This window comes from Klebsiella sp. MBT K-1 (genome assembly GCF_002556465.1).
Classification (GTDB): Bacteria; Pseudomonadota; Gammaproteobacteria; order Enterobacterales; family Enterobacteriaceae; genus Klebsiella; species Klebsiella grimontii.
This window is the reverse complement of record NZ_PDEL01000014.1, coordinates 74,459-86,809: the sequence shown is the minus strand read 5'-3', so window position 1 is coordinate 86,809 and position 12,351 is coordinate 74,459. Positions and strand designations below refer to the sequence as shown.

Below are 12,351 nucleotides of genomic sequence, written 5' to 3'. Positions count from 1 at the left end.
CTGATATGTGCATTTTACACATAACTATCCCAGAGGGGGAGAAGACAATGAAAGCAGCCGTGGTTTTTGACCTGCAGCAGGGGCCGGTTTGGTCCGATTTTAGCGATCCGCGCGCCGGTGAGAGTGAGGCGTTAGTCAAGGTTCGCGCCGCCGCCATCAGTCATGTGGTGAAAGGCCGGGCCTCCGGCAAACATTATAGTTTCGATGGTCGTCTGCCTTTTGTCCCGGGTATTGATGGCGCCGGCGTACTACCCGACGGGCGGCGCGTCTATTTCGCCTTCCCCGCCGCGCCCTGGGGCAGTATGGCGCAGTGGGCTCCCGTCGCCCTAAACCACTGTCTGCCGCTGCCGGATGAACTGGACGATATCACTGCCGCCGCAATGGCTAATCCGGGTATGTCGGCCTGGGCGGCGCTGGTCAAGCGCGGCGGGTTGAAAGCGGGCGAAACCGTATTGATCAACGGCGCCACGGGCAGCGCCGGTCAGCTGGCGGTGCAAGTCGCCCGCTTTCTGGGCGCCAGAAAAGTGATAGCCTGCGGGCGAAACGGGGAGAAACTGGCCGCGCTCGAAGCCGATGCGATCGTGAACTTAAGTCAGGATGAGGCGAGCCTGCGGGCGCAGTTTGCCGAACTGGCGGCGCAGCAGATTGATGTCGTCGTCGATTATCTGTGGGGACGTAGCGCCGAACTTTTGCTGCCAGCGCTGGCAAAGCACAGCCCGGGAAATGCGCCGGTACGTTTTATTCAGGTCGGTTCCCTTTCCGCCGCCGATATCGCGCTCAGCGGCGCGGTACTGCGCTCCGCGCCGCTGCAGCTGATGGGCAGCGGTATTGGCAGCCTTTCAGTGTCCCAGCTGCTGGCCGCTATCGGGGAAATGCTGCAGGCTGCCGTTACTGGCGGGTTTACCATCGCCACCACTCCCCGGCCGCTTCGCGAGGTCGCCGCGGCATGGCCGCAGGATAACAGCCAGAAGCGCACCGTTTTTATCGTCGATTAAAAAAAACGCTTCCGCACAAAAGTTGGGGTTGATATCTTAAATGAGAAATATTATCTTTCTCATTACCGAGTAGTTGAGTAAACAACTCAGGTATTCGGTACGACATTGCTCACATTGCTTCCAGTATTTTTGCCCGCACTTGTGCGGGCTTTTTTTATGGCTGCCGACACTCTCTGCGCACCAGCTGCCTTAGCCAGCGATGCGCTAATTCATGCTCCTGGCGAGGATGCCACATTTGTGACACCGTTATCTCCGGCGTGCTCACCGGGAGGGGAAAACCGATCATCTCTTTTCCCGCCGCGCTCTGCAGGCAGGAGGCCGGGACAACGGCGATAAGTTCAGCATCCCGGGCAACGGCCAGCGCGGCGGAAAACGCAGGCACCACCGCGGCAATTCTGCGGCTCATTCCATATGCCGCCAGCGCTTCATCAACCGGCCCGCTGATCGCCCCGCGACGGGAGGCTATGACGTGCCCTACGGAAACAAATTGTTCTCGCGACAGTTCGGCAAAGGCGGCTAACGGGTGGTTTTTTGCCAGTGCGGCGACAAAGCGATCGCGAAACAGCGCCTGCAGGCGGATCTCAGGCCCCATATTTTCCAGTACGCCAATTTCCAGGTCCACCCGCCCCTCGCGTAAAAATCGGGCATCTTTCTCCGGCTTCGCGACAAACTCGAGCGTCACGCCCGGCGCTTCTCGTGCGACAGCGTTCACCAGCGCCGGGCCAAAAACGTCTATAAATCCCTCATTGGTACGTAACGTAAATCGCTTCTCAAGGGTCGATAAACTCAGCGGCGCAGGCGAAGCGTTGAGCACCGCGCGCATCTCAGTGACGACATTTTTTGCCCGCGCCTGCAGACTTTCCGCATGGGGAGTCAGCACCATTTTTCGCCCGGCCCTGACCAGTAGCGGGTCGCCGGTTACCTGCCGTAAGCGCGCCAGCGTGCGGCTCATCGCCGACGCGCTAAGCTCAAGCCGCTTTGCCGCCCCGGCAACGCTCTTCTCGCTCAACAGTACATCCAGCGCAGTCAGTAAATTAAAATCGGGATCGGTCATCTTTTCTCCACTCCGGGATAGGGCGTCTGATGCACTTTATTATTGCAAATGCTGCGCCTTCCGCCTGCTACAGCACCGGCCTATATTTATCCCATCATTTATTTACGCCGGAGTGATGCCAATGGCCGCTTCCACTAAAACAGTATTGATCGCGGGCGCTTCACGCGGGCTTGGGCACGCCATGGCTGAACAGTTTCTGCTGCATGGCTGGCAGGTCATCGGCACCGTACGCGATCTCTCGCAAACCACGCCGCTGCATCATCTGGCCCGGGCGTATCCTGGACGGGTTCGTATTGAGGCGCTGGATATTTGTGATAATGACGGGATCGCGGCGCTGCGCGAAACGCTTAGCGATAACGTGCTGGATATGCTGTTCGTCAACGCGGGCACCACCAACCGCGATCCGACACAAACCATCGGCGAAATCGCGACGGAAGAGTTTATTCATGTCATGTTGACCAACGCGCTCGCGCCGATGCGGGTAATAGAAAGTCTGCAAGATGTCGTGTTGCCGCAGGGGCTGATTGGCGTTATGTCTTCAGGACAAGGCAGTTTGAGCAATAATACCGGCGGACAGCGCGAGCTATATCGCGGGAGTAAAGCCGCGCTGAATATGTTTATGCGCAGTTTTGCCGCCCGCCCTGCCTGCGTATCGCATCCGCTGGTGGTCATGGCGCCGGGCTGGATCCGCACGGCCCTCGGCGGCGAGAATGCCCCACTCACCATTGCCGAGACCATCCCCTCGCTGGTGAACGTCCTGCTGGAAAAACAAAACCGCCCCGGATTAGAGTATCTGGATTATCGAGGATGTCGCGTGCCGTGGTGATAAGTCTATGCGTATTGACGGACTGCAGACGGGTTCATGGCAGTCAATTTTCGCTTTTTACTGGACAAAGCTGCCATCTTCTAAATATAACCGACCGGGACATAATAATGCAGGGTGTAAATGGGCCGGTCGTTTCCTAAAGCAATATTTTCCTGAGGGACAAAACGTTCGATATCATAACCTTCACGTCGATACAGCCCCAGTTCAGGAAGGTATTTCAGATATACATGATTCGAAAGAAAAATAAAGTCTTCCCATGAGCCACTAAATTCAAGACCAAGGTATAGCCCACGTTTAGCGACCCGTATCTCACGAAAAGAAGCCGCCCGCGAATTAAACGGTGTGCCGATGAATCCATTGATCGCTGTTTTATATATATTGTGCGCAGCGGGAGAACATGCAGAGAGAATGTAGATATCGCGGTCTGCGCCTGTCGCGCCGCCGGCAATTTTTCTCCGGGTGACCTCTTTTCGCGTAGCGATATCATCAGTCAGAGATAGCGTATAGTTGAATCCATATCCAGCAAACGACTGTTCTTCAAGAAAACAAAGGTAAGGTGCCGGTACGCCATCGCCCTGCGGTGCCACTTTCTGATAAAGTAACGACATATCCCAACAGGTCGAATCCCGGTACGCTCCGGGACTAAGTCCAAAGGTTTTTTTAAACTCACGGGAAAAGGTTTGATGAGAATCAAAGTGCAGTAAACAGGCAATCGATGAAATTGATTGCTGAGTCAGCTTTAGCTTACCGGCGGCAAGCGTCATTCTGCGCATGCGAATATATTTCCCGACGGGAAGGCCGGCATGCTCATGGAACAGATTATAAACAAAACGCCGGGAATACCCAACCCCACAGGCGATATCATCAACGGACGGATTGATTGTCAGGCGGGATTCAATCCACTCCACCACCTCATTAAAAATTGCCCGTTTCATTGCTTTTAAGAATACCCTGACCAATTCATCCTCAGCCAAAATCTTACCAGTAAAGCAATACGGACACTAAGCTTTTCGTGCACGACAAAAATAAATAAAAACGTTCTCAGTCAAAAAACTCAAAAAGGCTTATTATCTATTTGAAAGATAAGATTTTTCCCATGAAAAATATCTGAATTCTCATTTACTATAGAAATATTGCTTTTTAAAAACCTCTACAATATCTTATTTACAGTTTGTTAAACCACTCATTACCGTTAGACCTCTTAGTTTTACGTACGGCCATTATCAGGCCCTGACACTATTTTAATTCTGATTTATTTATTCATAAGCATGCGAACCTTTATTTATGATAACCATTTTAATCAATACCAAAAATATCTACACCCGATATGCCATCAAGCAGCTGATGCAGGAAAGCGTAGCTCACGAGGAAAACCTCATTTTTGTAGATAGCTACACCCCTGGTAACATCGCAGAGGCTCAGATCATATTCACCGAAATGGCACCCGGAGAAATATTTTTATGTCATGATGAGTTGAAATATAAAGCCACGAAAAGCTTACTGTTTATTCTTCAGGAAAGGGAAAATCAATGTTCGGAAAGTGAACTCCCCAACTGTACTAAAGATTGTTTGTTTTTATATAAAGGTGATTCGCTTCCGGTGATAAGAAATAAAATAAAACTTCATGTTTATGCATTCACCTGGACGGACAATGAAACAGGATATCGCCCGCAGACTATCCGCTGCATTAACTGTCCCTATAAATCGCTGACCCAGGCGCAGTCAAAGGTCGTTCATGCCCTGAGTCTTGGACTTAACCAGCTGGAAATTGCGAATAAATTGAACATTAACTATAAAACAGTGTATTCTCACAAGAAAAATGTCATGCATGACTTTAAGATTGAAAGCAATACCGATCTTAATAAGTTTCTAAACGTGCTAGAGAAAAGAAAACAGTTTATGACCTAGCGTCACGATCGTCAGAAGTATAAAAACAACGAAACACATTACGTCGTCTTCTGATCTCATTAAAATAAGCCACGCCATTGTATATGGAAATAACCAATAGCAAGATGGAGATAAATAAAAGAAGTAAATTACTCATAAGGCACCCTAGATATAAAAGAAAAAACATTTACAGGCAAAGGCATCATAGAGCACGGCGTATTATTCCAACAAGCTATTTGCTTTTATTTCAGAATCGATGGTGTCGCGGCAAGAGTTTTCTCATTAAACGTGCAGCTCAAATAACATAGCATTAGAAACCAAGTGTGTAATAACTCTCCTAACGGAACAACCGTATCAATAGCCTTAATAAAGGCCAGCGCATGTCGCACGAACATCCTTACGCCCCGATAGCGGGGCGTTACCCTTCCCGTTGCGTATGGTGTGGGCTCGGCATGCGTTTTTCTGGTCGTTCCTGAGCTAAAGCCCGACAGGAGTGATATTATTCAGGCCAGAAAATGCAGGCACAACGTCAATCGGGGAGCGATTTATGCACGAGGAAGTACCACTGAAATATTACGACATTGCGGATGAGTATTCGACCGAGTCCGCTGAGCCCGTCAGCGAGTCGGAACGCGATCCTCTGGCGCGCTATTTCCAGCTGTTGATTACTCGCCTGATGAATAACGAAGAAATCAGCGAGCAAGCGCAGGGAGAGATGGCCGTACAAGCGGGCATCGATCGCCAGCGCATTGATGATATCGCGGTATTTCTGAATAAATGGGGTAATGAGTAGCCGTTACTGCAGCCGCTCCGGGGGAGGCTTAAGCAAATCCGCCACGCGTCAGAAAGCGTAATAAAGCTGGTCATTGCGACCAGCTTTATCCGGGACTTTAGAACCGGTATCCCGCAGAGAACATAAACACCCACGGATCCAGACGAATACTGTCGTGCTGCTGCGCGCCCGCCAGCTTATAGTTGGCGGTGGTGTCGATATCCATGTACCACACCGACATGTTAATCAGCCAGTCGCGGTTAATCAGATAGTCCATCCCCACCTGCCCTGCCGCTCCCCAGGAGTCTTTCAGGCTCAGGTCAGAGATACCGGTTTTTTTACCCGTATCGTTCACGCTCTCATCGAAGAAGGTCGTGTAGTTGATACCCGCGCCAATGTAAGGACGCAGTTTGCTGCTCGAATCGCCAAAGTACCACTGCGCCATTAACGTCGGCGGTAAATGGTGAACGGTCGCAATATTGCCGGTTGCCGCGGTCCCGACTTTATGCCGGAACGGCGTGGCGGCCAGCAGTTCAACGCCAATGTTTTCGGTTGCCATATAGGTGAATGTCAGACCCAGTTGCGTATTGTTGCTGACGTTAAAGCCCCCCAGGCTGCCTAACGTACCGCCCGCGCCTTCGGTCGGCCTGACCGTGGCCGAACCCGCGCGAATAAAAAATTCACCGGCTTCATGCGCCCAGACGCTACTGCCGGAAAGACTGCTCAGAATAACAACCGCCGCTGCTAACTTTTTCATACCCACTTCCTCATTATGGTTATTCAGCGCAAGAATATACATACAAAGAGGTATGTTTGATCCAACATAGATCACATTAAGTCGGCAAATTTAACATTTATTGATCCAGATTAATTTTCACTTTCTCAATACAATCAGTGATAAGCGTATGGTATCAAGTTTCTTCCTTTATGGTCCTCCAGACAGCGCTTCGCTGATTTCCTCTTCTATTTACAAAGATATACTTAGCGCGCAGCAGCAGAGACTGCTACCCAGCCGCGATTTGCGGTACAATCGCCGGCTAGTTAACACCTGCAATACTCAAGGAGAATGCATGTCTATCACGGCGAAGTCCGTCTACCGTGACACCGGGAACTTTTTCCGCAATCAGTTCGTTACTATCCTACTGATTGCGCTGCTATGCGCGTTCATTACGGTAGTACTTGGCCATGCCTTTTCACCCAGTGAAGAACAGCTGTCGATATTAAGCCAGGGCGATAGCCTGGCGGGTAGCGGCGGGCTGTTTGAACTGGTTCAGAGCATGACGCCTGAGCAGCAGCAAATCCTGCTGCGAGCCTCCGCGGCCTCCACTTTCTCCGGTCTTGTAGGCAACGCCATCCTTGCCGGCGGCGTTCTGCTCATGATTCAAATGATCTCCGCCGGTCAGCGGGTCAGCGCCCTTCGCGCGATCGGCGCTTCCGCGCCGGTGCTGCCAAAGCTGCTGCTGCTGATCCTGCTGACGACGTTTATCGTGCAGATGGGGATGATGCTGGTGGTGGTGCCTGGCGTCCTGCTGGCTATCGTGCTCTCTTTCGCACCGGTTATGCTGGTGCAGGATAAAATCGGCATTTTCAGCGCCATGCGTGGCAGTATGCGTCTGGCCTGGGCCAACGTGCGTCTGGTGGCGCCGGCGATTATCGGCTGGCTGCTGGCGAAAACGCTGCTGCTGCTGTTTGCATCGAGCTTCGCGGTCCTGACGCCGAACGTTGGCGCGGTGGTAATAAATACCCTCAGTAATCTGATCTCTGCATTGTTGCTGATCTATTTATTCCGCTTGTATATGCTTATTCGCAACTAACTTAATCCGGGGCGGGCTATTTCTGCCCCGATCTGAACGACGGAATCGATGTATGAAGCAGTTTCTGGATTTTTTACCGCTGGTAGTCTTCTTCGCATTCTACAAGCTATATGATATTTACGCCGCGACAACCGCGCTGATTATCGCCACCGCCATCGTGCTGATCTACAGCTGGGTACGCTATCGCAAAGTCGAAAAAATGGCGCTCATTACCTTCGTCCTGGTCGCCGTATTCGGCGGATTGACTATCTTCTTCCATAACGACGAGTTTATTAAATGGAAGGTAACGGTTATCTACGTGCTGTTCGCCAGCGCGCTGCTGTTTAGCCAGTGGGTGATGAAAAAGCCGCTGATCCAGCGCATGCTGGGGAAAGAGCTGACGCTTCCGCAGCAGGTGTGGTCGCGGCTCAATCTGGCCTGGGCGGTATTTTTTATTCTTTGCGGGCTGGCGAATATCTACATCGCTTTCTGGCTGCCGCAGAATATCTGGGTCAACTTCAAGGTCTTCGGCCTGACCGCGCTGACGCTGGTCTTCACCCTGCTGAGCGGCGTTTATATCTATCGCCATATGCCGCAGGACGACAATCATTAAGCTGCCATTCTCCCGGCACGCAGCTCTGCGTGCCGTCTCCCCCCTTGATCTACTGTTATGCTCTCTGAACAGGATTAAAAAACCGTTTTCTTCATGATATCTGCCGGATCACGGAAAGTTGCGGCAAATGTGAGGATTTTGTGGAGATTAACGCAGTGTTATTGTAATGATAATTATTATCATTGATATTCTCGATCTCAATTTCACCCGCTTTTATAGGGATATTTATCATGAGACCGCAGAAACAGCACATAACCACTCCCCTCGCTCTGGCCATCGCAGGCTTGTTCAGTCCGGCTGGCTTTGCCGAAGAAGTGGAGCAGGATACCGAAACCATGGTGGTACGGGGAACCGCCGAAGAGGCGCTGAAGCAGCAGCCGGGCGTCTCGATCATCACCGCGGAAGATATCGCCAAAGATCCGCCGGTTAACGACCTCTCAGAAATTATTCGTAAAATGCCCGGCGTAAACCTGACCGGCAACAGCGCCAGCGGCAGCCGCGGCAACAATCGTCAAATAGATATTCGCGGTATGGGGCCGGAAAACACGCTGATCCTTATTGATGGCGTGCCCGTCACTTCCCGCAATTCTGTGCGCTATAGCTGGCGCGGCGAGCGCGATACCCGCGGCGACAGCAACTGGGTGCCGCCGGAAATGGTGGAACGCATTGAAGTTCTGCGCGGCCCTGCCGCAGCGCGCTACGGCTCAGGCGCCGCGGGCGGCGTGGTCAATATCATCACCAAACGCCCCACCAACGACTGGCACGGCTCGCTCTCGCTCTATACCAATCAGCCGGAAAATAACAAAGAAGGCTCCACTAACCGGGCTAATTTTAACCTCAACGGACCGCTGGCCGGGGATGCCCTGACCATGCGTTTATACGGCAACATTAACAAAACCGAACCCGACGCCTGGGATATTAACCGCGCGCAAAATGGATCTTATGCCGCGGGCCGCGAAGGTGTGCGCAACAAAGATATTAACGCCCTGCTGTCGTGGAAAGTCACGCCGCAGCAGATTATCGATTTTAGCTACGCCTATAGCCGGCAGGGCAATATCTATGCCGGCGATACCCAGTATAGCAACAGTAATATGAGCCCCAATGGCCTGGTGGATACCCTCTACGGTCAGGAAACAAACCGGATGTATCGACAGACCTGGGGGCTGACCTATAACGGGATCTGGGACTGGGGCCAGTCGAAGGCGGGCGTCTACTACGAAAAAACCAACAATACCCGTCTGCAGGAGGGTACTACCGGTCGCGTGGAAGGGATGATCAATAGCGATGTTTATGACACCAGCCGCCTGGAGTCGTGGCGCTCAACCGCCGAGGTGAATCTCCCCTTCAACTGGCTCGCTGAACAGACCCTGACGCTGGGCATGGAGTGGAATCGCGATGAGCTCAACGATCCGGCGTCCATGCAGGCCACCACCACCACGGATGCGCTCCCCGGGGTGTCCGGCGATCCTTCACAACGCAGCCCCAAGAACAGCGCCACGCTGACCGGTATCTATCTCGAAGACAATATTGAGGCAACGCCGGGCACCAATATTATCCCGGGTCTGCGCTTCGACTACCATAACGACTTCGGCAGCAACTGGAGCCCGAGTCTGAACCTGTCGCAGGATCTGGGGGATATGTTTAAGGTCAAAGCAGGTATTGCCCGCGAGTTTAAAGCGCCGAATCTGTATCAGTCGAGCGAAGGCTACCTGCTTTCCACGCGCGGAAACGGCTGCCCGATAAGTATTGCCGATGGCAACTGCTATCTTTTGGGTAACCCGGATCTCGACCCGGAAATCAGCATCAATAAAGAGATTGGTCTTGAGTTTAATCTCAACGGTTACAACGCTGGCGTCACCTGGTTCCGCAACGATTACAAAAACAAGATTGTCTCCGGCACCGAGGTGCTGGGTAATACCGCCAGCGGAGCGAATATCCTGCAGTGGGAGAATGGCGGGAAAGCGGTCGTCGAAGGCCTTGAAGGCACGCTGCTGGTTCCGGTTATTGCCGATACGCTCAGCTGGCGCACCAACGCCACTTATATGATCAAATCGGAAAACAAAGATACCGGAAACCCGCTGTCCGTAATTCCGAAATACACCATCAATACCCTGCTTGACTGGCAGGTGACCAGTAAGTTTTCGGCGAACGTCAACTGGACCCTGTACGGTCGGCAGAAACCGCGCGAATATGCGGAAATTCGTAATGAAAACGGGGTGCTGGCTACCAATGAAGTCGGTTCTTATTCCGTGGTGGGTATCGGCGGCAACTATCAGCTAATGAAAGACCTGCGCCTGAACGCCGGGATTAGCAACCTGTTTGATAAGCAAATTTATCGTGAAAACGAAGGCGCTTCGACCTATAACGAACCGGGCCGCGCCTACTACGCTGGCGTCACGATCTCCTTCTGACCCTTCACGCCCGCTATCGCGGGCGTATTCCCTATTCTCTCGACGCCATTTTCATAGTAGCATCGCGCCTGATCATCTTTGACTAGTACAGAGTATAGAATGACAACAACAGATCTTGCGCCGAAGGGCGAATTGGTTTTACGCACCCTGGCGATGCCGGCGGACACCAACGCTAACGGCGATATTTTCGGCGGCTGGCTGATGTCGCAGATGGATATTGGCGGCGCCATTATGGCCAAAGAGATTGCCCACGGCCGCGTCGTGACCGTCCGCGTCGACGGCATGACCTTTTTACGCCCGGTGGCGGTTGGCGATGTCGTATGCTGCTACGCCAACTGTGTGAAGCGCGGCAACACGTCGATAACCATTAATATGGAAGTGTGGGTCAAGAAAGTATCGTCTGAGCCTATCGGCCAGCGCTATAAAGCGACCGAAGCGCTGTTTATCTACGTCGCGGTGGATAATCAGGGCAAGCCTCGCGCCCTGCCCGCCCTGTAATGCAGCCGGCCCGGCACAACCGGGCCGATCGTTTACAGAAAACCGAGTAAAGAGAAGAAGAAGTAGCCCAGTACAATAATGACCACCGGCAAAACGTAAAGCGGAAAATACTGCACCAGGATGGTATGACGCGGCACCACCACGCGTTCGGAGATTTGCTCGCGCGTCAGCCCTTCGGCCCCTTTCGCCTGCTCCAGAATCAGCTGATCCTCCACGCCTTCGCGCAGAAATTTCGCCTGGCGCCCCATCCGCGCCCCGGACGCCTGCAGCGCCATGCCGACAAACACCAGAATATAGATGACCCAGAAGCCAATGTTCATACCGTGCTTAAAGTCCGGCAGCGGCGAGTTGTACCAGAAGAAATTGAGGAACGGCGTATTAAAACGCATCATCTCAATCATCACATGAGCGAAGTCCATCATCACCGCGTCAATGCCCGGTTTTTTCTCACTGTGCTCGTACATAAACTTCAGCACGGAAATCAGCGTCGAGATAACCGCCGGGATAAATACCACCCACCCCAAAATACGTTTAAGTACTGCAACGCGTCCAGCTTGTTGATACGTCATGGGTTCCCCTTGTTAAGACGCCTATCCACTCTAAGTCTACCTTCGTCGGCGAATTTCGCCCAATAATGCGCGGTATGATATACCATGAGTGCCGATTCGTTATCTATTTACGCTACAAGGAGAGGGACTTATGTCAGCCAGGCGCCAGATTCACGCCGCGATTTTTGATATGGATGGTTTACTGATTGATTCCGAGCCGCTGTGGGATAAAGCAGAGCTGGAGGTGATGGCAAGCCTGGGGGTGGATATCAGCCGCCGCCATGAAATGCCGGATATTCTGGGGCTGCGCATCGATTTAGTCGTCGACCTGTGGTTTGCCCAGCAGCCGTGGAAAGGCCCGGATCGCGCGGAAGTCACCGCGCGGATCATCAATCGCGCCATCCAGCTGGTGGAAGAAGCGCGTCCGCTTCTTCCCGGCGCGCGCCAGGCGGTAGCATTGTGCAAAGCCCAGGGGCTAAAAATCGGCCTCGCGTCGGCATCGCCGCTGCGGATGCTGGAAAAAGTCCTCACCATGTTTGAACTGCGCGACCAGTTTGACGCCCTCGCTTCCGCGGAAATGCTGCCGTTCAGCAAACCGCATCCGCAGGTGTATCTGAACTGCGCCGTCAGTCTTGGCGTCAGCCCAATGAACTGCGTGGCGCTGGAAGACTCGGTCAACGGTATGATTGCCAGCAAAGCAGCGCGGATGCGGTCTATCGTGGTACCGGAAGCGGAAAACAGCCGCGACCCGCGCTTCGTGCTGGCTGACGTGAAGCTTGCTACGCTTGAGTCCCTCACGCCGGGCGACCTGCTCGGTTAATCCTGCCGGTGATGATGGGAGAGCGGCATCATCCCATCATCACAAAAATAAAACACCGTTTCATTTTTAATTGTTTTTTCCTCTTCCGCCCTCTATGCTTATCTCAACGGCGTTATTTGACGCATGAAATCAGC

Annotated in this window: 13 protein-coding genes; 9 read left to right on the top strand and 4 right to left on the bottom strand. The window is 52.7% G+C overall.

The genetic code is table 11. The features are described 5' to 3' along the window. Positions 1-47: 47 nt before the first annotated feature. Positions 48-995: a zinc-binding alcohol dehydrogenase family protein gene (locus CMQ96_RS20725; protein WP_098067274.1), complete on the top strand. Its 948-nt coding sequence runs from the start codon at positions 48-50 to the stop codon at positions 993-995. 154 nt (positions 996-1,149) lie between these two features. Here CMQ96_RS20725 and CMQ96_RS20720 read toward each other — a convergent pair whose 3' ends face one another. Continuing rightward, entirely contained in the window at positions 1,150-2,049 is a 900-nt protein-coding gene (locus tag CMQ96_RS20720) for a LysR family transcriptional regulator (RefSeq protein WP_024359436.1), read from the bottom strand. Between the two features lie 121 nt (positions 2,050-2,170). Here CMQ96_RS20720 and CMQ96_RS20715 point away from each other — a divergent pair, with 121 nt between their 5' ends. Next, positions 2,171-2,875: an SDR family NAD(P)-dependent oxidoreductase gene (locus CMQ96_RS20715; RefSeq protein WP_004139565.1), complete on the top strand. Its 705-nt coding sequence runs from the start codon at positions 2,171-2,173 to the stop codon at positions 2,873-2,875. Between the two features lie 80 nt (positions 2,876-2,955). Here CMQ96_RS20715 and CMQ96_RS20710 read toward each other — a convergent pair whose 3' ends face one another. Continuing rightward, a complete protein-coding gene (locus CMQ96_RS20710; RefSeq protein WP_224231755.1) occupies positions 2,956-3,849 on the bottom strand; it encodes a helix-turn-helix domain-containing protein in 894 nt (297 codons plus the stop codon). A 310-nt stretch (positions 3,850-4,159) separates the two neighbouring features. On the opposite strand from CMQ96_RS20710, the gene CMQ96_RS20705 reads away from it, so the two are divergent. Then, the gene (locus tag CMQ96_RS20705) at positions 4,160-4,783 is read left to right on the top strand and encodes a helix-turn-helix transcriptional regulator (protein ID WP_064342502.1); all 624 of its coding nucleotides are present in this window, start codon (positions 4,160-4,162) and stop codon (positions 4,781-4,783) included. 526 nt (positions 4,784-5,309) lie between these two features. Further along, positions 5,310-5,555, top strand: coding sequence for a YmjA family protein (locus tag CMQ96_RS20700; protein ID WP_004139568.1), 246 nt, complete (start codon positions 5,310-5,312; stop codon positions 5,553-5,555). 97 nt (positions 5,556-5,652) lie between these two features. Here the strand turns inward: CMQ96_RS20700 and ompW are convergent, their stop codons facing one another. Continuing rightward, positions 5,653-6,291 (bottom strand): outer membrane protein OmpW, encoded by a 639-nt coding sequence (gene ompW / locus CMQ96_RS20695; protein ID WP_049085487.1) that lies wholly within the window; start codon positions 6,289-6,291, stop codon positions 5,653-5,655. 313 nt (positions 6,292-6,604) lie between these two features. Between ompW and CMQ96_RS20690 the strand changes: the two genes are divergently transcribed. The 4 genes from CMQ96_RS20690 to yciA all read left to right on the top strand — a co-directional run bounded on the left by CMQ96_RS20690 (position 6,605) and on the right by yciA (position 10,849). Continuing rightward, a complete protein-coding gene (locus CMQ96_RS20690) occupies positions 6,605-7,348 on the top strand; it encodes a YciC family protein (RefSeq protein ID WP_004121298.1) in 744 nt (247 codons plus the stop codon). Between the two features lie 52 nt (positions 7,349-7,400). After that, positions 7,401-7,940 (top strand): septation protein A, encoded by a 540-nt coding sequence (locus tag CMQ96_RS20685; protein ID WP_004101360.1) that lies wholly within the window; start codon positions 7,401-7,403, stop codon positions 7,938-7,940. 230 nt (positions 7,941-8,170) lie between these two features. After that, complete coding sequence (locus CMQ96_RS20680) at positions 8,171-10,351, top strand: TonB-dependent siderophore receptor (protein ID WP_004138183.1); 2,181 nt, start codon at positions 8,171-8,173, stop codon at positions 10,349-10,351. Positions 10,352-10,450: 99 nt separating this feature from the next. Next, positions 10,451-10,849: an acyl-CoA thioester hydrolase YciA gene (yciA, locus tag CMQ96_RS20675; RefSeq protein ID WP_004121302.1), complete on the top strand. Its 399-nt coding sequence runs from the start codon at positions 10,451-10,453 to the stop codon at positions 10,847-10,849. 32 nt (positions 10,850-10,881) lie between these two features. On the opposite strand, the gene CMQ96_RS20670 is transcribed toward yciA, so the two are convergent. Next, on the bottom strand, positions 10,882-11,418 hold the full coding sequence (locus tag CMQ96_RS20670) for a YniB family protein (protein ID WP_064342501.1): 537 nt from the start codon (positions 11,416-11,418) through the stop codon (positions 10,882-10,884). A 130-nt stretch (positions 11,419-11,548) separates the two neighbouring features. Between CMQ96_RS20670 and hxpB the strand changes: the two genes are divergently transcribed. Then, a complete protein-coding gene (gene hxpB / locus CMQ96_RS20665) occupies positions 11,549-12,217 on the top strand; it encodes a hexitol phosphatase HxpB (RefSeq protein WP_098067273.1) in 669 nt (222 codons plus the stop codon). Positions 12,218-12,351 lie beyond the last annotated feature (134 nt).